Here is an 18,598-nt window from a genome sequence, read left to right on the forward strand (position 1 = left end):
ATGACTAAAATCAGATTGGGTTTCATCGGGGTAGGTGGGATAGCTACAGGGCGCCATATACCAACCTTCAGAACATTTGATGAAGTGGAGATTGCCGCTGTTCATGATGTGGATATAAAACGGGCAGAGAAGGTAGCAGAAGAACTGGGGATCCCCGGTGTCTTCGCCGAAATTGAAGATATGTATCCACACGTTGATGCCATAGTCATTTGCACCCCGAATAAATTCCATGCCGAGCTTAGTATAGACGCGATGGATAACGGAAAACATGTACTGTGCGAAAAACCGATGGCCATGACGACCGAGGAATGCAATGCCATGATTGAAGCGGAAAAACGCAATGGTGTAAGGCTTCACATTGCTTACCATTACCGCTATATGAAAGAAGCCATTGCATCCAAGAAAGTAATTGAACGTGGAATGATCGGGGATCCATTGGTGGTACGTGTGCGCGGATTAAGACGGCGGAAAGTCCCGGGATGGGGTGTGTTCACCAATTATGATCTGCAGGGTGGAGGTGCTCTGATCGACTATGGATGCCATCTGCTTGATATGGCCATGTATCTTATGGGGGATGTCAAGCCAGTGGAAGTGTCGAGTACCACCTATAACCATCTGAGTCGTACAAACACTGTCAATGAATGGGGGCACTTCAATCGGGATACTTTCGAAGTGGAGGACCACGTCAGTGCATTCATCCGCTTCAACAACGGTGCCACTATGCTCTTTGAAACAAGTTGGGCAGCGAATATTCCTGAAGATGAGAATCATATAAGCATCTCTGGCACAAAAGCGGGGCTTGATGTATTCAACATGCAAGTCAACCAGGCTGATGAAGACCTTATGACGACTATGAGGATTGATTATATCAAAGTCGACGAAACATTCAGCCGGCTTCAAGCTGAAGATTTCATTTCGGCTGTCAAATACGGGACCCCCTTGACAGTGGCTTCAGAAGAGGCGAAAGAAGTATCGAAAATCATCGAAGCAATATACTTGAGCTCGAAAGAACAGCGCAGTATCAGACTTTAGGAGGCTAACGGATGAAACTAGGAGTATTCAATCCTCTGTTCCAGAACATGGAGCTTGAGGAAATGTTGGAGTACATCGAAGCATCAGGACTTGAAGCGGTTGAAATAGGAACAGGCGGCTATCCGGGAAATGCACATTGCGATGTTGATGCATTGCTCGAATCTGAAGAGTTGCGAGCCGAGTATATGGAGAAGTTCGCTTCGCGCAATATCATCATCAGCGCATTCAGTTGCCATGGCAATCCAATATCGCCGGATGAAGCATTCCGTAAGCAATCTGATGAGAATCTGAGAAAGAGCATACAACTTGCAGAACTCATGGATGTGCCTGTCGTGAACACTTTCAGCGGAACGCCTGCAGGCAATGAAACAGATACGACAGTCAATTGGCCGGTGACGCCGTGGCCGGAGGAATACTCTGCAATAAAGAAGTGGCAATGGGAAAACAGATTGATTCCTTATTGGCAGGATATCGCGGAGTTGGCAAAGTCAAAGGGTGTCAAAATCGGGCTTGAGCTTCACGGTGGTTTCCTGGTGCACTCCCCCCACACCATGCTTGAACTGAGGCGCGCGACGAATGAATATATCGGAGCGAACCTTGACCCGAGTCATATGTGGTGGCAAGGCATCGACCCAGTAGCCGCCATTAAAATTCTGGGTCGTAGGAGTGCCATTCATCATTTCCATGCGAAAGATACCTATATCGATCAGGACAACCTTAATATGTACGGCTACCTGGACATGAACCCATACAGTAGCATCAAAGATAGGAGTTGGACATTCAGGAGTGTCGGACTCGGCCACAGTATGGATGAATGGGCTGATATGATGAGTGCCCTCAGAATGTATGACTATGACTACGTCGTCTCCATTGAGCACGAAGATGGGTTGATGTCTATAGAAGAAGGGTTCCGTACTGCTGTCAGGAACCTGCAGAATGTCATTATAAAAGAGAAGCCGACTGACATGTGGTGGGCTTAAAGGAGTGGGAATATGGCAGAACTAAAACTCAGCAATATACAAAAGACATATGACAAAGGCCCGACAGTCGTCCATGACTTCAACCTGGATATACACGATGAGGAATTTATCGTTCTGGTCGGCCCTTCAGGATGCGGCAAGTCGACGACGTTGCGCATGATTGCAGGGTTGGAGGAGATTTCAGGAGGAGATTTGTACATCGACGATAAACGAATGAATGATGTCGAGCCAAAGAACAGGGATATTGCGATGGTCTTCCAGAACTATGCCTTATATCCCCACATGAGCGTCTACGACAATATGGCGTTCGGCCTCAAATTGCGCAAGACCCCGAAGGCGGAAATTAAAAAGCGTGTGGAAGAAGCAGCGGCAATTCTGGGATTGACAGATTATCTTGACCGTAAGCCAAAAGCACTGTCGGGTGGCCAACGTCAACGTGTGGCGCTTGGCCGTGCGATTGTCAGGGAAGCCAGTGTGTTTCTGATGGATGAGCCTTTATCCAACCTTGATGCAAAACTGAGGGTGCAGATGCGCGCTGAAATCATCAAGCTACATAAACGACTCAAAACTACGACCGTCTATGTGACGCATGATCAGACCGAAGCGCTTACTATGGCCTCTAGAATCGTCATCCTCAATGAAGGGGACATCATGCAGGTGGGCTCCCCGAAAGAAGTATATGATTACCCTGAGAACGTCTTCGTGGCACAATTCATCGGCTCTCCGGCAATGAATGTATTTGATGCGGAGATGAGGGATGGCGTGCTTATGATCGGAGATACCACAATAGAAATCCCTGAAGCGAAACGCCGCATGCTCATTAACGGTGGATACGACAATCAACCGATTAAATTCGGCATCCGTCCCGAAGATGTAAGGGAAGAGACCGTGTTTGTGGAATCCGGTCTATCGACTGCTTTCGAGGCGGAGGTGAAGGTGAGTGAACTGCTCGGATCAGAAATCATGCTCTACTCAGAGTTAGAAGGCCAGGAATTCATTTCTCGTGTAGATGCGCGGAACAATCTGGCACCGGGTGATGTCGTCAAATTTGCTTTTGATATGAACAAGGGTCATTTCTTTGATTGGGAAACTAAGCAGCGCATCGTCACAAAAGACGATCGGGCGAAAGAAAAAAAGACTTTGGCATCCAAAAATCAGACTTCGAATGTAATAGAGGCATAAGGTCAAAAAACAGTCCACCCATATTCAGTGGACTGTTTTTTTGCTCATTCGATCTGATGCCATGGTATTATGATATAGTTGAAGTGAGGTGAAGAAGATGATTAAATTTGATCATATCATACACTATGTAGATGATTTGGATGCTGTAAAATCCGAAGGAGTACTGCCCATCCATTCAGGTGGGGAGCACCCTGCCTTCGGTACTGAAAATGCACTGTCTTACTTTGATTTGAGATATATAGAGTATTTGACGATAAGCGATGAAAAGCAGTTCAATACCCATCTTGAGGACGGAACAGAGTCCTTTGCCAGGACCATTGTGGACAAAGGCTACAAGGAAGGGTTTATCAGGTATGCGATAAACACCGACAAAATTGAACAGCTTGCAGAACGATACCGTGCCAAAGGATTCAACGTATCAGGTCCGGTTGATATGGAACGGGAGACCGCAGGTGAAACCATCCGTTGGAAATTACTTTATATAAAGGATGATGTTGAAACATTTCCATTCTTTATAGAATGGGAAGAGAGTGACGACATACGGCTATCACGTATAGAGGCGATGGGAAAAGAAATCATCTCCCCGGAAATCGTCATCCATAACAATGTAGTGGATTTGAAGAGATGGGAAGCGTTCTATGATGTGGTTGGCGTGTGGGAGGGCCAGTTGGATTCTCGGACTACAGTCTCCCTCAAGGAGACCGGGGCACCTTCAATTACTCTACAGATAGAAATGGAGGGCACCTCAGCCCACTACAGGGGAGCGGACTATAGATTTATATAAAGAATCATGAGCAGATGGCCCAAGGCTAAAAGCGCCGTGACCACACTCAGGATGACAAGGGACTTCGAACCGCGTACAAGGATATAGGCAATGCTCAGCATAACAGTGACAACGCCAAGTATTATCCTCATGCTCATTAGCGCGATGAGGTCACCATGTCCATATTGATTCAATTGGAACATGCTGATTGCGTTGAGAACGATAAGTAGGATTAAAATGACTTGTCTCATTTATAAAGGACCACCTTTCTTGCAATTATTATATCAGATTTTAATCGAATGGAGATTATTATGCTTAAACTAATCAATCTGACCGAAGAAGAACACAATCAATTTATAGAACACCACCCGAATGGCGATTTACTTCAACTGACTGACTGGGCACAGTCAAAGCGGCTGACAGGATGGTACTCCAGAAGGTTTGCGGTCAGCGATGGTGATCAGACCGTAGGCGCTGCGGTACTGATGTTCAAAAGGCTGCCAAAACTGAAGCAGACGTTGTGCTATGCCTCAAGAGGGTTCGTCTGTGATTATGATGATGAGGGACTCGTGGAATTCATGCTTGAAGAAGCATTGAAAATCGCCAAAGAAGAGAAGGCCTATGTACTGAAAATCGATCCCGATATACCACTTGAGACACATGGAGGGACCATAGAATTCCTCAAGCAGATTGGATTCAGGCATCGTGGGTTAAAGGACGGCATGAGTAAAGATAACATCCAGCCGAGGCAGACAATGGTGACACGAATCGATAAGTCGGATGAAGATCTGCTTGGAAGTTTCGAAAGGAATAACCGGACGAGAGTGCGCAACGCAATAAGAAAAGGGACGAAGGTATATAAAGCTACGAGAGAGGATCTGCCGATTTTTGTGGAACTGATGAAAGTCACAGGGAAAAGAGATGGCTTCTTGACCCGGGATATCACTTATTTCGAGTCCTTATATGATAACTTGCATGAGAACGGCCATATGGAATTGTTCCTTGTTAAACTTGTGCCAAAAGACGTATCCGCGTCGCTTGACTCTGATATCAGCAAGGTAGCCAAAGAACTGGAGAAAGCCCAGAAGAGGAAAGACAGCAACAAAAAGGAAAATCAACTTAAAGACCTTGCCAACAGAGCGGAGAAACTGGAGAAGCAGAAACAGGAAATTGAAGAAATGGCCCATGATCATCCAGAAGGCATTATTTTATCCGGTGCGCTTTTAGCACATTCGGGACATAAAGCGTACTACCTCTACGGGGCCTCCTCTGACTTGTACAGGGAATATCTGCCAAATCATCATATGCAGTATGAGATGATGAAGTACGCGCGTGATGTAGGAGCGCTGACCTATGATTTTGGTGGCGTCAGTGTCGATCCGCCTCAAGACTCAGGGCATTTCGGCTTATGGCAGTTCAAGAAAGTATGGGGTACGGAGGTAAGTGAGAAAGTCGGCGAATTCGACTATGTGATCAATAGACCACTCTATACATTGGCTGAAGTGGGCGTTCCACTGTTTCAAAAAGGAAAGGTTAAATTGAACCAGCAGATTAAAGCATTCAAAGAAAGAAAATAAGCTGCCCTTGAAAGGGCAGCTTTTATATTCTATAGGAAATACGGCCTCGTCGCTGCAATAAGCGCAACGAATATCAGTGACATCAAGGACATTATGAGAAGTGTGAGAGACAACGAAAGATGTATGCTTCTGTTCTCATATAGGTTTGGTTCGGCAACGACAGCGCGCCAGGATGAAATGAATGAGATTATACTAAGCAGTGCCCAGATATAGATGCTGAAGAAGATGACACCGTTGTTGACGATATAATTTATGAAGAACATCGCTTGCATGAGAATGAGAAGAATGAGGATGACACGTCTCATCAAAACACCTCTTTCCTGTTACGCTGTCAGCAACATGAGTATAAGTACTGCAGAAATCATGAGTGTGAACGCGTGAATGAGAAATAACCGGTTACGATCGCCCTTGTATTCCTTGTAGCTAGTTATCTCCACAGAGATGAAGAGGCTGAGCGCAAGCGCAAAAATCAAGTAACCATCTGGGTTGGGTATTGCTAGGGCGAGAGTGGTGATCATTAGGAGGAACGCCACTCCTGCAATGATGCGGAAAACATCGAATAGCATACTTCTTTGATATAGGATGGTCATGGCACCGACTACAAGGTACATGAGGAGCATGAGGACTGCTAGAATCATACAACTTTCCTCCTCTTTCTAAAGTATTGGAATATAAAGTATGTCGATAATACAGTAGTTATGGCGCCGAACCAGAAGGGCAGCCCAGGAGTCATAAGGAATAGTATATTAAAGGCCAGGGGACCAAAAATCCTCCCAAGACTATCTAACGAATATGTGGTCGCTGTAATGCGTCCCATCTCCGCTCGACGTGCCTCCTTGGTGATCTGTGAAGTCAGGAGCGTCTTTACTAAGGCATTTCCTGTCATGAGGAGCACAATGCAGAATCCAGCAAACAGCAGGCTCGACATGAACGGCAGCAAAACGAAAGCGATGATGGTCATAACTTGGCCAAGCAGCATCATCGGATACTCCTGGCCATCTTTCAATCGGCTGATGACACCACCTTGAATGCCTGCATTGAATATTCCACCGATGACAAAAAGAAGTCCCATCTCAGCGGGGGTGATATTTATCCGGTCTATACCCAATAGCTGGAAAGTGCTCTCCATCCCGCTCATGGTGAACATGATGAAGAATGTGGAGATCAGAAGAATGCCGACAGGTTTCAGGAAGTACTCGCTGGCAACAGTAATTTCCTCTCTTGAAGATGCACCCGGCTGATAGGTCTCTTCAATTTTAAACATGCTGAAGAGTAGTGCCCCTATGATTACAGCAGCAGTCATATAATAGGCAAGACTCAGGCTGATTTCCGCCAAGAGGCCACCTACACCTGGACCGAAGATGAATCCGAGCCCGATTGACATTCCTATCAAGCCCATGAAGCGGGTGCGTTCCTCCCTGGTCGTCAAGTCTGCAACCATACTGGTCGTTGCAGTGTAGAGTGCCCCAGAAGCGGCTCCCCCTATTACCCGGCTTATGTATAGAATCCATAATACATCGATGAACATGCCGAAAAGAAGGAAGCTGAAACTGAAGGCCAGAAGGCCATACAGCAAGATGGCACGACGGCCATGCCTATCGCTGAGCCTTCCAAAAAACGGGGCGGATATAAAACTGGCTATTGAATACACAGCAAGCAGTCCGCCCATATGGAGAGTAGAGACTTCAAGCGTGTCCACCAACTCAGGTATGACGGGTATGACCATACTAAAACCAAAGTAGATCAAGAATTGTATGATCATAATGAATAGAATCATTTTTTTCATAGTCTGCACTTCCTATTTATTACTTTGTTCTCTGACCTCTTTTTTCGTCTCAGCAATTTCTGTTTCTATCTGAGCAAGCCTTTCGTCCATTTTGGATGTACTGTTTCCAGTAGATTCGAGTTTTTCCAAATCACCTTGGATACGCACATATTCATTTTTCAATTCTCTCAATTTATACTCTAGATCCATTGTGCTCACCCCCCTTGAAATTATAGTTGTATCTTATCATAACATATTGCATATTAGGGGAAACACTGATGACATCTGAAGGATGATTGAAGTAAAATGGGAGGGAATGGAGGGACATTGATGCATACATTTGAAATATACGAAGAATATTATGATTGGGAACAGCTGAAAGGCGATTCTGATGCAGAAGTGCACTTGCTGAGTTATGGAGGAGAGGACCCGCCCAATATGTATCAGCCCCAAGAGCCGTTGATTGCGAAATCATATTTAAATGATATCAGGAAAACAAGGCGTGAATACAAAAGACTCCTTTGGATGGACATCAATAATGTGAATGGCGTGCCAAAGCCGGTCACCTTATATGAGGAAGCAGGGGCTTATATGTTCTATCTCGCCCTACCGGGCGTAGATGCCCAGGCATTCCTGAAGCATCAGGACGAGAAGACGACAGCTGAGACCCTTAAGCAGATTGGAAGATATTTGAGTTTTTTCCATAAGCAAAAGGTTGAAGAGTGCCCATTTGACCATAGGAATGGACTATTGGATGAGGACCCGGTTTTCAGCCATGGTGATTTTAGATTATCCAATGTGATCGTCAATGAGAACTATATTACCGGAAGCGTTGATATGGTCGGGATTGGTATACGTGACCGTTACTATGACATTGTGTCGATGGCTTTGGATATAGAAGAAAAGTTGGGTGAGGGTTATGTAGAGAGTTTCTACGAGGGGTACCGCATAAAGGATCAGGTTGAAAAGGGAAAGTTCGAGCAGTTTGAAAAACTTATAGTCAACAAATAAAGATGCCCGGTGCAACCCGGGCATCTTTATTTGATTAATCATCGGTTTTCAGGACTTCTCCATTTTCTGCATTGATTTTAACATCATGACTGTTGCTGTCTTTCTTCAGTTCTACCTCGTATTCCAGCTGACCATCATCCTTATCTAGACTCCATCCTTCCAGCTTGCCATCTTTCTCGTCCATTGCGGTCTGGATGGCGTCTTCTGCTGGGATGGCATCTTGGTAATTGAAATGTTCATCCGTATCGAAGTCGCTGTCTTTTTCGTTTTCTTCATTAATTACGGAAAGGTCATCAGCTGAGATGTGCGCTTCGTATTCTTCGCTTTCATTCTCAAATTCTACTTTGTAGACCCACGCATCATTTTCTTTTTCGAACTCTAGACTTTTCAACTCCCCTTCGAAATTATCAGATGCCGTCTGTACCGCTTCATCCGCACTATGTTTTATTTCCTCAGGAGATATGGTATTGCTGGTGGTGCCGGAGGATTCGTCCGTAGTTCCGCTCGCCGAGCTACTTTCAGTAGTAGCCTTATTACTGCTGGAACTTTCATCTGTTCTCTCTTCTGTCGTAGTTTCTTCTGTCGTTTCGTTTGCTGTACTTTCTTCTGTTGTGGTTTCCGCATTCTCACTTTCGGAGTCATCACTGCATGCCCCGACTATAAGTGACGTCGCGAGGAGTAAACTTGCTAACTTGTATCGTCTGTTCATAAGATTGCTTCGCCTCCCATAAAACATTTAGTATCATATTCCCGTACCAGCCAATGTTAAAACTATTAATAGGGTCTGTAAAGCATATTGCAATTTTTTGTGGCCGGGCGTACACTAGTTTAGATAATAATAGGTATGGAGGTGCCCTGTGAAAACCAATATAATGAAACGCTGGATATTTTATATGATGGGTCTTGTCATTTTGGCCTTAGGTGTTACGCTGACAATCAAGGGTCATCTCTTGGGGCTTGGGTCATGGGATGTTTTCCATTATGGATTGTGGCAGACATTCGGCCTCACAATCGGAAGCTGGTCCATTATAGTCGGTGCAGTAATTGTCATATTCACTGCGGTGATGACGCGTGAATGGCCTCGTCTCGGAGTCTACGTCAATATGCTCTCCATCGGCATTTTCATCGACCTCTTCAATTGGCTGCTGCCGAATTTTGAAGGTTGGACGCAACATACAATCGTCTTTTCCATCGGTCTTTTAGTAATGTCATTTGGTGTGGCATTCTACATCACCCCAAATCTCGGTGCCGGGCCGCGTGATTCACTGATGCTTCTAATGGTCGAAAAATTTGGCTTAAAAATTTCCGTTGCCCGAAATATCATGGAATTCAGTGCAGCGGTAGGGGGCTATCTATTGGGTGGCCCGGTATTCATAGGCACCCTTGTGATTGTATTTGGGCTTGGTAAATTAATAGAAGCGTGGCTACCTTTAACGCGTCGTCTACTGGTACTGTTTTTGGGCGCTGAAGATAAGAACATCATTAAAGTGATCTAGTTTTTATAATATGACAAATGAATGGAGTAGATTATGAAAAAGTTTTTTGACTTTGAAGGGCATGGCACGACTTACCGCAGCGAAATCATCGGAGGATTGACCACATTCCTTTCGATGGCATACATACTAGCCGTCAACCCATCTGTATTGTCACTTCAGGGGATAGAGGGGATACCTGATTCCATGGGCATGGATATGAACGCAGTATTTGTGGCCACTGCACTCGCAGCTTTCATCGGCTGTCTCATCATGGGATTATATGCAAGGTATCCGATTGCATTAGCACCTGGCATGGGGCTTAACGCATTCTTCGCATTTACGGTGGTTCTGACGATGGGTATACCATGGCAGACCGCGCTGACAGGTGTCCTCTTCTCAGGTGTGATTTTTGCCTTGCTGACGATTAGTGGGTTGAGGGAATATGTCATTAACTCAATCCCTATGGAGATGAAGATGGCAGTCAGTGCAGGTATAGGCTTCTTCATTACCTTTGTGGGACTTCAAGGCGCCGGTATTATAGTGATGAATGAAGCGACACTTGTGGGATTGGGTACACTGCATGACCCTAAAGTACTTTTGGCGGTAGGCGGTCTCTTCCTTACAGCAGTGCTCATGGCAAAACGCGTCCCGGGTGCGATATTCTTCGGTATGATACTGACGGCCGTGGCAGGACTCGTCCTTGGGCTTGTACCGAGACCTGAAAGTGTCTTTGGACCTGTGCCAAGCATGGCGCCGACTTTTGGTGCAGCATTCGAAGCATTTTCGAATCCGGCGGATATTTTTAATGTACAGTTTCTGATTGTGGTCCTGACATTCCTATTTGTAGACTTTTTTGATACGGCGGGCACATTGGTAGGTGTAGCAAGTCAGGCGAATATGATCAAGGACAACAAACTGCCGCGTGGAGGACGTGCACTGCTTTCCGATTCGATTGCTACAATAGCAGGTGCAATCTTCGGTACTTCTACTACGACTTCATATATCGAGTCGACAGCTGGGGTGGCAGCAGGTGCAAGAACTGGTTTTGCGAGTGTCGTGACTGGTTTTCTTTTCTTATCTGCAATTTTCCTATCGCCTCTTATAGTGACATTCACTTCAGAAGTGACGGCCCCAGCCCTGATCATCGTAGGAGCGCTCATGGTCTCCAATCTGTCTAAGGTGAGGTGGGATCAGTTTGAAGTCGCGGTACCTGCTTTCCTGACTATGTTCATGATGCCATTGACCTATAGTATTGCAACGGGTATTGCGATCGGTTTCGTATTCTACCCGATTACAATGATTATGGCAGGGCGGAGAAAGGAGATCCATCCTATAATGTATGGGTTGTTTGTGGTGTTCATTCTATACTTCATATTCATGACGGAATAACCATTGAAAACCACGGAAAAATGATGTAATATTATACATCTTGATCATGATCAAGTGAAAATAGTGAAAGAATCTCGAGGTAACCCTTGATTTTTTCGCTTTTTTCGTGTAATATATCTAGCGTTGGACTGAAATGGGTGGCAACCACCCATGCTGAAAGACAAACGCCACAACTACAGTGGGCGCGTGTTTTTCGAATCGATGAAGCGAGAGGTTACTGACACGCCAGGCCGCATTGCCATGGCTGCGTGTAAGAGAATTTTCGTGGAGAAGTCTATCACACAATGATGACGACCAAAAGGAGGTTAAATAATGGCAAAGCAAAAAATTCGTATTCGTTTGAAAGCTTACGATCACAGAGTGTTGGATCAGTCGGCAGAGAAGATTGTAGAAACAGCAAAACGTTCTGGTGCGGATGTATCGGGTCCTATCCCACTCCCTACAGAAAAGGCTGTTTACACGGTTATCCGCGCGGTGCACAAGTACAAGGATTCCCGTGAGCAATTCGAGCAGCGCACACACAAGCGCCTTATAGACATCGTCAACCCTACACCGAAAACAGTAGATGCCCTCATGGGACTCAATCTGCCATCAGGTGTAGACATCGAAATTAAATTATAAATTATAGTAGGAGGTGCGACTTTCGATGACCAAAGGAATCTTAGGTAAAAAAGTAGGAATGACTCAAGTTTTCGGAGAAAACGGAGAGTTGATTCCTGTAACAGTAGTTGAAGCAGCAGGAAACATAGTACTGCAGAAGAAAACGGAAGAAACTGATGGGTACAACGCTGTACAAATCGGTTTTGACGACAAGCGTGAATATTTTGAAGGTGCAAGAACCAAAAAATATGCAAACAAAGCAGAAACCGGCCATGCCAAAGCATCCGGCAAAGCTCCTAAGCGCTTCGTACGCGAATTCAAAAATCTCGCAGCAGATGAATTCGAGGTAGGTCAAGAAGTCACTGTAGATACATTTGAAGCAGGAGACGCAGTGGACGTGACGGCAACATCCAAAGGTAAAGGTTTCCAAGGCTCAATCAAACGCCATAACCAAAGCCGCGGACCAATGTCACACGGTTCCCGTTTCCACAGAAGCTCTGGTTCAATGGGACAAGCCTCTGACCCATCCCGCGTATTTAAAGGCAAAGAATTGCCTGGACGCATGGGCGGCGAAACTGTCACCCTACAGAATCTTGAAATCGTAAAAGTGGACGCAGAACGTAATGTTCTATTGATAAAAGGTAATGTACCTGGTCCACGTAAAGGCTATGTAAAAGTCGTAACAGCAATCAAAAAAGGTGTTAAATAAATAGTAATTCAGGAAGGGAGGATTTAACACATGGCAAACATAGATGTATTGACTAAAGAAGGAACGAAAGTTAACTCTATAGAACTCAATCAGGACATCTTCGGCATCGAACCGAACCAGCATGTGCTGTTTGAAGCTGTAAACCTGCAACGTGCATCACTGAGACGCGGCACGCATTCCGTCAAGAATCGCGCAGCAGTACGTGGTGGCGGTAAGAAACCATTCAGGCAAAAAGGTACCGGTAACGCCAGACAAGGTACGATTCGTGCGCCGCACTATCGTGGAGGCGGAGTCGTTTTCGGACCGACTCCAAGAAGTTATTCCTACAAAATGCCTAAGAAGATGCGTCGTCTTGCATTGCGCTCTGCACTTTCCGCAAAAGCGAATGAAGAGGCAGTCACAGTAGTCGATAACTTGACTATTGATGCACCTAAAACAAAAGATTTCCTTGCGATTCTCAACAACCTCAAAGCGGATAGGAAAGCACTTCTTGTTCTTGAAGCAGAAGATGTCAATATCGAACTTTCAACCCGCAATCTGCAAGGTGTCACACTGTTGACGCCAGAAGAGCTCAATGTGCTTGACATTCTTTCTGCAGATCGTGTCATCTTCACAGAAGGTGCTATCAAAAAAGCAGAGGAGGTGCTTCTGTAATGGATGCACGCGATATCATTAAACGCCCAGTCATCACTGAGCGTTCTGCTGACTTGATGTCATTTGACAAATACACTTTTGATGTAGATGTGAAAGCTAACAAGACACAAGTCAAACATGCAGTAGAAAACATTTTTGATGTAAAAGTCAGCAAAGTCAACATAATGAATTATAAGCCGAAGAAAAAACGTATGGGACGTTACAGCGGCTATACTAAGAAAAGAAGAAAAGCGATCGTAACACTAAAAGAAGGCTCTATTGATATATTCTAAGAGCTGTTACCAATAAGGAGGTAAAACGAGATGGCGATTAAAAAATATAAGCCGACCACCAATGCTCGTCGTAATATGACTGGTTCCGACTTCGCAGAAATCACATCAACGACACCGGAACGGTCATTGTTACAGCCGCTTCCGAAAAAAGCGGGACGTAATAACCAAGGTAAGATTACAGTGCGTCATAGAGGTGGCGGACACAAGCGTCAATATAGAACAATCGACTTCAAACGCATCAAAGATGGCGTGCCTGCGCGCATCACTCAAATAGAGTATGACCCGAACCGTTCAGCCAACATAGCACTTGTCATCTATGCTGATGGCGAGAAAAGCTACATCCTGGCTCCTAAGGGTGTGCAGGTTGGCCAAGAAGTGATGAGTGGACCTGAAGCCGACATCAAAGTAGGTAACGCAATGGCGCTTACAGACATCCCTGTCGGTACTACAATCCATAATATTGAACTTAAGCCAGGCAGAGGCGGCCAGTTGGTCAGATCTGCAGGCGCAAGAGCTCAAGTACTTGGTAAAGAAGGTAAGTATGTACTGGTTAAACTGCGTTCTGGTGAAGTGCGTATGATTCTTTCAACATGCCGTGCAACAATCGGTGCTGTCGGCAACGAGCAGCACGAATTGATCAATATCGGTAAAGCAGGTCGTTCCAGATGGAAGAAGAAACGCCCTACAGTTCGTGGTTCTGTTATGAACCCTAACGATCACCCGCACGGTGGTGGTGAAGGACGTGCCCCAATCGGTATGCCGTCACCTATGTCTCCTTGGGGTAAACCTACCCTTGGCAAGAAGACGCGTAGAGGCAAAAACCGTTCTGACAAGCTGATCGTAAGAGGACGCAAGAAGAAATAAATGAAACCATAGTGTGCGGATAAAATATCCGCACGCATTATTGGAAGGAGGCGCCAAAATGGCACGCAGTCTTAAAAAAGGACCTTTTGTTGATGATCACCTCATGAAAAAGGTGGAAGCACTCAACGAAGGCAACAAAAAAAGTGTAATTAAAACTTGGTCACGCCGTTCCACGGTATTCCCTAACTTCATCGGACATACTATTGCTGTATACGACGGCCGTAAGCATGTACCGGTTTATGTCACAGAGGATATGGTCGGTCATAAGCTTGGAGAATTCGCTCCGACAAGAACTTTCAAAGGCCATGGAACTGACGATAAGAAAACAAGAAGATAAAAGTGATAAGACGGAATAAAGGAGGAACGAAAGATGCAAGCGAAAGCAGTTGCTAAAACTATAAGAATTGCTCCTCGTAAAGCGAGAATGGTCCTGGACCTGATTCGCGGCAAGGAAGTTGGAGAAGCCATCGCAATTCTTAAACTCACAAACAAAAGAACATCGCCGGTAGTTGAAAAACTGGTTCATTCAGCTGTAGCCAATGCTGAGCACAACTACGACATGGACGTCGAAAACCTGTTCATCTCAGAAGCTTATGCTGATGAAGGGCCGACATTGAAACGATTCCGCCCGCGTGCACAAGGCCGTGCGACTAAAATCAACAAGCACACGAGCCACATCACTATAGTTGTTTCAGAAGTTGCAGAAGAAGCAGTACAGGAAACGACTGAAGAAGCTGAAACAGAAGAAAACGCATAAAACCACAAGGAGGGAATTAATTTGGGTCAGAAGATAAATCCTATTGGACTTCGTACAGGAGTCATCCGTGATTGGGAAGCGAAGTGGTACGCAGAGAAAGATTTCGCAGACCTTTTGCATGAAGATCTTAAAATTCGTGAATATATCGAAAAAAACCTTAAAGACGCAGCCATTTCCAAAGTGGAAATCGAACGAGCGGCTAATCGTGTGAACATCGCACTTCATACCGGCAAGCCAGGTATGGTCATCGGTAAAGGCGGTAGTGAAATAGATAAGCTCCGCACAGCGTTGACGAACCTCACAGGCAAGAAAATCCACATCAACGTTGTAGAAATCAAGAAAATTGATATGGATGCAAAGCTTGTTGCAGAAAACATCGCACGTCAGCTTGAAAACCGTGTATCTTTCCGTAGGGCACAAAAACAAGTGCTGCAAAGAGCGATAAGAGCTGGAGCTAAAGGCATTAAAACGCAAGTTTCAGGGCGTCTCGGCGGCGCTGACATTGCACGTTCAGAAGGCTACAGCGAAGGAACAGTTCCACTTCACACTCTCCGTGCAGATATAGATTATGCACATGAAGAGGCTGATACAACATACGGTAAACTCGGTGTTAAAGTATGGATCTACCGTGGAGAAGTTCTTCCTGTCAAGAATGACAAAAAGTAAGGGAGGAAAATAACAATGCTATTACCTAAAAAAGTGAAATACCGTCGTCAACATCGTCCGGACACAAAAGGACGTGCTAAAGGCGGAACAGAAGTAAGTTTTGGTGAATATGGCCTACAGGCAACAACAACAGCATGGGTAACTTCCAGACAGATTGAAGCTTCCCGTATCGCCATGACACGCTATATGAAACGTGGCGGTAAAGTATGGATCAATATTTTCCCGCATACACCATATACAAAGAAGCCATTGGAAGTACGTATGGGTTCAGGTAAAGGTGCTGTCGAAGGATGGATGGCAGTCGTTAAACCTGGCCGCGTAATGTTTGAAGTTTCAGGTGTGCCAGAAGAAGTAGCGAGAGAAGCACTTCGCCTTGCAAGCCACAAACTTCCTGTAAAGACTAAAATCGTTAAACGTGAAGAATTAGGTGGTGATACGAATGAAAGCTAATGAAATCCGCGAACTGACAACTTCAGAAATTGAAAATAACGTCAAAGACCTTAAGGAAGAACTCTTCAACCTACGCTTTCAACTAGCTACTGGTCAGCTAGAGAACACTGCTCGTATCAAAGAGGTTAGAAAAGCTATCGCAAGAATGAAAACAACTATCCGCGAGAGAGAGCTCAGCGAAGCTAAAGCGAACCAATAATAATAGAGGGAGGCTCACATAGTGGAAAGTAAAACAGAACGTAAAGTTTACCAGGGCCGCGTCGTATCCGACAAAATGGATAAGACCATCACTGTAGTCGTAGAAACTCAGAAAAGACACCCGATCATTGGTAAACGTGTCAAATATTCCAAAAAATATAAAGCTCATGATGAAAATAACACTGCTAAGACTGGCGATATCGTAAGAATCGAAGAAACTCGCCCATTGTCTGCAACTAAGCGTTTCCGTCTAGTGGAAATCGTGGAAGAAGCAGTTATCGTCTAAACAATCGAAGATAAAGGAGGTCTATTCGCATGATCCAACAGGAATCCCGCTTGAAAGTGGCAGATAACTCAGGCGCACGTGAAGTGCTGACTATCAAAGTCTTAGGTGGAACAGGCCGTAAGACAGCAAACATTGGCGATGTCATCGTTGCAACTGTAAAAAATGCAACACCTGGTGGCGTTGTTAAAAAAGGTGAAGTAGTAAGGGCTGTAATCGTTAGAACCAAATCCGGTGTACGTCGTGAAGATGGTTCCTATATCAAATTTGATGAGAACGCATGCGTAATCATCCGTGATGATAAAGGTCCAAGAGGTACGCGTATCTTCGGTCCCGTTGCTCGTGAACTGCGTGAAGGCAACTTCATGAAGATAATCTCACTGGCACCAGAAGTACTTTAATCTACATTTAAATTAAGGAGGTGCGATTCCCATGCACGTAAGATCTGGAGATAAAGTCGTTGTAATCAGCGGTAAAGATAAAGGTAAAGAAGGCACGGTCCTAAAAGCGATCCCTGCAAAAAACCGTGTAATCGTCGAAGGCGTCAATATGATGAAGAAACATCAGAAGCCTTCCCAGATGAACCCTGAAGGCGGCATCCTTGAAACTGAGGCGGCCATCCATGTTTCCAACGTCATGCACGTTGACCCTGAATCAGGCGAACGCACTCGTGTCCGTCAAGAAGTAAAAGAGGACGGTTCTAAAGTCAGAGTAGCAGTAAAATCAGGTAAAGAAATCCCTAAAGCAGCATACGAAAAAAATAACTAAGCAGTGGAAGGAGGTCCATATTAATGATACGCCTTAAAGAAAGATACAATGATCAAATCAAAAACGAACTAGTGAATAAATTTAACTACACATCTGTTATGCAAGCTCCGAGAATCGAAAAGATCGTAGTCAACATGGGAGTTGGTGATGCTGTTCAAAACGCTAAAGTACTCGATACGGCAGTAGAAGAATTGACGGCGATCACAGGACAGAAGCCAGTAATTACAAAAGCTAAAAAATCCATCGCAACGTTCAGGCTTCGTGAAGGTATGCCTATCGGTGCCAAAGTCACTCTCCGTGGCGATAGGATGTATGATTTCCTGGATAAGCTGATTTCAGTATCTCTACCACGTGTCAGGGACTTCAGAGGTATTTCCAAGAAAGCATTCGATGGCCGCGGCAACTATACACTCGGCATAAAAGAGCAGTTGATCTTCCCTGAAATCGACTATGACAAAGTCTCCAAAGTAAGAGGTATGGATATTGTTGTTGTTACGACAGCGAACACAGACGAAGAAGCCCGTGAGCTGCTCACTCAGTTCGGAATGCCATTTCAAAAGTAAGCTATAAGGAGGCAAAATTGTGGCTAAAAAATCAATGATAGCTAAACAGAAAAAAGAACAAAAGTTTAAAGTACGCGAATATACACGCTGCGAGCGTTGCGGGCGTCCACACTCAGTCTACCGCAAGTTCAAGCTCTGCCGTATATGTTTCCGTGAACTTGCTTACAAAGGTCAGATCCCTGGCGTTAAAAAAGCAAGTTGGTAAGCGCCATAAATTGAAAGGAGGCAACTAGTAATGACACTCTCAGATCCAATTGCAGATATGCTAACTCGCATCAGAAATGCGAACATGGTGAGACACGATTCACTAGAAATCCCTGCATCCAACATCAAAAAGGAAATTGCAGAGATTCTGAAAACAGAAGGTTTTGTTAAAAATGTTGAATACATTGAAGATGACAAACAAGGCGTCATCCGTGTATTCCTCAAGTACGGCAGCAAAAATGAAAAAGTCATCACTGGTTTGAAACGTATTTCCAAACCAGGACTTAGAGTATATGCAAGAAGAGAAGAGCTTCCTAAAGTTCTTAACGGACTTGGAATCGCACTCATCTCTACTTCAGAAGGCGTACTTACTGATAAAGAAGCACGCAAAAGAAATATCGGCGGGGAAGTACTCGCATACGTTTGGTAATGAATT

30 protein-coding genes are annotated in these 18,598 nt (G+C 44.9%); 24 read left to right on the forward strand and 6 right to left on the reverse strand.

What is annotated here, in order from left to right; all coding sequences use genetic code 11:
- The 4 genes from ACFFLE_RS05450 (at position 1) to ACFFLE_RS05465 (ending at position 3,978) form a co-directional block, all read left to right on the forward strand.
- Positions 1-1,032 (forward strand): Gfo/Idh/MocA family protein, encoded by a 1,032-nt coding sequence (locus tag ACFFLE_RS05450; RefSeq protein ID WP_380570140.1) that lies wholly within the window; start codon positions 1-3, stop codon positions 1,030-1,032.
- Between the two features lie 11 nt (positions 1,033-1,043).
- A complete protein-coding gene (locus tag ACFFLE_RS05455) occupies positions 1,044-2,012 on the forward strand; it encodes a sugar phosphate isomerase/epimerase family protein (protein WP_380570141.1) in 969 nt (322 codons plus the stop codon).
- 12 nt (positions 2,013-2,024) lie between these two features.
- Complete coding sequence (locus ACFFLE_RS05460; RefSeq protein ID WP_380570142.1) at positions 2,025-3,194, forward strand: ABC transporter ATP-binding protein; 1,170 nt, start codon at positions 2,025-2,027, stop codon at positions 3,192-3,194.
- A gap of 97 nt (positions 3,195-3,291) precedes the next feature.
- A complete protein-coding gene (locus ACFFLE_RS05465; RefSeq protein ID WP_380570143.1) occupies positions 3,292-3,978 on the forward strand; it encodes a VOC family protein in 687 nt (228 codons plus the stop codon).
- Here the strand turns inward: ACFFLE_RS05465 and ACFFLE_RS05470 are convergent.
- The gene (locus ACFFLE_RS05470) at positions 3,963-4,208 is read right to left on the reverse strand and encodes a hypothetical protein (protein ID WP_344701616.1); all 246 of its coding nucleotides are present in this window, start codon (positions 4,206-4,208) and stop codon (positions 3,963-3,965) included. The two genes, ACFFLE_RS05465 and ACFFLE_RS05470, sit on opposite strands and share 16 nt — an antisense overlap.
- A 60-nt stretch (positions 4,209-4,268) precedes the next feature.
- Here ACFFLE_RS05470 and ACFFLE_RS05475 point away from each other — a divergent pair, with 60 nt between their 5' ends.
- Positions 4,269-5,534, forward strand: a complete 1,266-nt coding sequence (locus ACFFLE_RS05475) for a peptidoglycan bridge formation glycyltransferase FemA/FemB family protein (protein WP_380570144.1) — start codon at positions 4,269-4,271, stop codon at positions 5,532-5,534.
- Positions 5,535-5,563: 29 nt separating this feature from the next.
- On the opposite strand, the gene ACFFLE_RS05480 is transcribed toward ACFFLE_RS05475, so the two are convergent.
- The 4 genes from ACFFLE_RS05480 to ACFFLE_RS05495 are packed head-to-tail and all read right to left on the reverse strand — an operon-like array spanning position 5,564 to position 7,509.
- A complete protein-coding gene (locus ACFFLE_RS05480) occupies positions 5,564-5,839 on the reverse strand; it encodes a hypothetical protein (RefSeq protein WP_344701612.1) in 276 nt (91 codons plus the stop codon).
- An 18-nt stretch (positions 5,840-5,857) separates the two neighbouring features.
- Complete coding sequence (gene mspA, locus ACFFLE_RS05485) at positions 5,858-6,172, reverse strand: membrane stabilizing protein MspA (RefSeq protein ID WP_380570145.1); 315 nt, start codon at positions 6,170-6,172, stop codon at positions 5,858-5,860.
- A complete protein-coding gene (locus ACFFLE_RS05490) occupies positions 6,169-7,320 on the reverse strand; it encodes an MFS transporter (protein ID WP_380570146.1) in 1,152 nt (383 codons plus the stop codon). Before ACFFLE_RS05490 ends, mspA begins: the two co-directional genes overlap by 4 nt.
- Positions 7,321-7,332: 12 nt before the next feature.
- On the reverse strand, positions 7,333-7,509 hold the full coding sequence (locus ACFFLE_RS05495) for an SE1832 family protein (protein WP_380570147.1): 177 nt from the start codon (positions 7,507-7,509) through the stop codon (positions 7,333-7,335).
- Positions 7,510-7,629: 120 nt separating this feature from the next.
- On the opposite strand from ACFFLE_RS05495, the gene ACFFLE_RS05500 reads away from it, so the two are divergent.
- A complete protein-coding gene (locus ACFFLE_RS05500) occupies positions 7,630-8,310 on the forward strand; it encodes a phosphotransferase (protein WP_380570148.1) in 681 nt (226 codons plus the stop codon).
- Positions 8,311-8,344: 34 nt separating this feature from the next.
- On the opposite strand, the gene ACFFLE_RS05505 is transcribed toward ACFFLE_RS05500, so the two are convergent.
- Positions 8,345-9,019 (reverse strand): PepSY domain-containing protein, encoded by a 675-nt coding sequence (locus ACFFLE_RS05505; RefSeq protein ID WP_380570149.1) that lies wholly within the window; start codon positions 9,017-9,019, stop codon positions 8,345-8,347.
- Positions 9,020-9,167: 148 nt separating this feature from the next.
- Here ACFFLE_RS05505 and ACFFLE_RS05510 point away from each other — a divergent pair, with 148 nt between their 5' ends.
- The 18 genes from ACFFLE_RS05510 to rpsH all read left to right on the forward strand — a co-directional run bounded on the left by ACFFLE_RS05510 (position 9,168) and on the right by rpsH (position 18,592).
- Positions 9,168-9,806 (forward strand): YczE/YyaS/YitT family protein, encoded by a 639-nt coding sequence (locus tag ACFFLE_RS05510; protein WP_380570150.1) that lies wholly within the window; start codon positions 9,168-9,170, stop codon positions 9,804-9,806.
- Between the two features lie 33 nt (positions 9,807-9,839).
- Positions 9,840-11,174 carry an NCS2 family permease gene (locus ACFFLE_RS05515; protein ID WP_380570151.1) on the forward strand — a complete coding sequence of 445 codons (1,335 nt, stop codon included), beginning with the start codon at positions 9,840-9,842 and terminating at the stop codon, positions 11,172-11,174.
- Positions 11,175-11,486: 312 nt separating this feature from the next.
- Positions 11,487-11,795 (forward strand): 30S ribosomal protein S10, encoded by a 309-nt coding sequence (gene rpsJ, locus ACFFLE_RS05520; protein WP_344701597.1) that lies wholly within the window; start codon positions 11,487-11,489, stop codon positions 11,793-11,795.
- Between the two features lie 25 nt (positions 11,796-11,820).
- Positions 11,821-12,483 (forward strand): 50S ribosomal protein L3, encoded by a 663-nt coding sequence (gene rplC / locus ACFFLE_RS05525; protein ID WP_380570152.1) that lies wholly within the window; start codon positions 11,821-11,823, stop codon positions 12,481-12,483.
- Between the two features lie 30 nt (positions 12,484-12,513).
- Positions 12,514-13,137 carry a 50S ribosomal protein L4 gene (rplD, locus tag ACFFLE_RS05530; RefSeq protein WP_380570153.1) on the forward strand — a complete coding sequence of 208 codons (624 nt, stop codon included), beginning with the start codon at positions 12,514-12,516 and terminating at the stop codon, positions 13,135-13,137.
- On the forward strand, positions 13,137-13,409 hold the full coding sequence (gene rplW / locus ACFFLE_RS05535; RefSeq protein ID WP_344701591.1) for a 50S ribosomal protein L23: 273 nt from the start codon (positions 13,137-13,139) through the stop codon (positions 13,407-13,409). Before rplD ends, rplW begins: the two co-directional genes overlap by 1 nt.
- A 30-nt stretch (positions 13,410-13,439) precedes the next feature.
- Entirely contained in the window at positions 13,440-14,273 is an 834-nt protein-coding gene (gene rplB, locus ACFFLE_RS05540; RefSeq protein ID WP_380570154.1) for a 50S ribosomal protein L2, read from the forward strand.
- A 58-nt stretch (positions 14,274-14,331) separates the two neighbouring features.
- Positions 14,332-14,610: a 30S ribosomal protein S19 gene (gene rpsS, locus ACFFLE_RS05545; protein ID WP_380570155.1), complete on the forward strand. Its 279-nt coding sequence runs from the start codon at positions 14,332-14,334 to the stop codon at positions 14,608-14,610.
- Between the two features lie 33 nt (positions 14,611-14,643).
- The gene (rplV, locus tag ACFFLE_RS05550; protein WP_344701585.1) at positions 14,644-15,030 is read left to right on the forward strand and encodes a 50S ribosomal protein L22; all 387 of its coding nucleotides are present in this window, start codon (positions 14,644-14,646) and stop codon (positions 15,028-15,030) included.
- 21 nt (positions 15,031-15,051) lie between these two features.
- Positions 15,052-15,696 (forward strand): 30S ribosomal protein S3, encoded by a 645-nt coding sequence (rpsC, locus tag ACFFLE_RS05555; RefSeq protein WP_344701583.1) that lies wholly within the window; start codon positions 15,052-15,054, stop codon positions 15,694-15,696.
- Positions 15,697-15,711: 15 nt separating this feature from the next.
- On the forward strand, positions 15,712-16,146 hold the full coding sequence (rplP, locus tag ACFFLE_RS05560; protein ID WP_344701581.1) for a 50S ribosomal protein L16: 435 nt from the start codon (positions 15,712-15,714) through the stop codon (positions 16,144-16,146).
- On the forward strand, positions 16,136-16,345 hold the full coding sequence (gene rpmC, locus ACFFLE_RS05565; RefSeq protein ID WP_344701579.1) for a 50S ribosomal protein L29: 210 nt from the start codon (positions 16,136-16,138) through the stop codon (positions 16,343-16,345). The genes rplP and rpmC overlap by 11 nt, the downstream gene beginning before the upstream one ends.
- Before the next feature lie 21 nt (positions 16,346-16,366).
- Positions 16,367-16,630 (forward strand): 30S ribosomal protein S17, encoded by a 264-nt coding sequence (gene rpsQ, locus ACFFLE_RS05570; RefSeq protein ID WP_380570156.1) that lies wholly within the window; start codon positions 16,367-16,369, stop codon positions 16,628-16,630.
- A 29-nt stretch (positions 16,631-16,659) separates the two neighbouring features.
- Entirely contained in the window at positions 16,660-17,028 is a 369-nt protein-coding gene (gene rplN / locus ACFFLE_RS05575) for a 50S ribosomal protein L14 (RefSeq protein WP_344701575.1), read from the forward strand.
- Positions 17,029-17,059: 31 nt separating this feature from the next.
- Positions 17,060-17,395: a 50S ribosomal protein L24 gene (rplX, locus tag ACFFLE_RS05580; RefSeq protein WP_380570157.1), complete on the forward strand. Its 336-nt coding sequence runs from the start codon at positions 17,060-17,062 to the stop codon at positions 17,393-17,395.
- 23 nt (positions 17,396-17,418) lie between these two features.
- Positions 17,419-17,958 carry a 50S ribosomal protein L5 gene (gene rplE / locus ACFFLE_RS05585; protein WP_380570158.1) on the forward strand — a complete coding sequence of 180 codons (540 nt, stop codon included), beginning with the start codon at positions 17,419-17,421 and terminating at the stop codon, positions 17,956-17,958.
- A gap of 19 nt (positions 17,959-17,977) precedes the next feature.
- Positions 17,978-18,163 carry a type Z 30S ribosomal protein S14 gene (locus ACFFLE_RS05590; protein ID WP_344701569.1) on the forward strand — a complete coding sequence of 62 codons (186 nt, stop codon included), beginning with the start codon at positions 17,978-17,980 and terminating at the stop codon, positions 18,161-18,163.
- 30 nt (positions 18,164-18,193) lie between these two features.
- Positions 18,194-18,592, forward strand: coding sequence for a 30S ribosomal protein S8 (gene rpsH, locus ACFFLE_RS05595; protein ID WP_344701567.1), 399 nt, complete (start codon positions 18,194-18,196; stop codon positions 18,590-18,592).
- The last annotated feature ends 6 nt before the right edge of the window (positions 18,593-18,598 follow it).

Origin of the sequence: Salinicoccus siamensis (assembly GCF_042429615.1) — a bacterium.
In the GTDB taxonomy this organism is placed as follows: Bacteria; Bacillota; Bacilli; order Staphylococcales; family Salinicoccaceae; genus Salinicoccus; species Salinicoccus siamensis.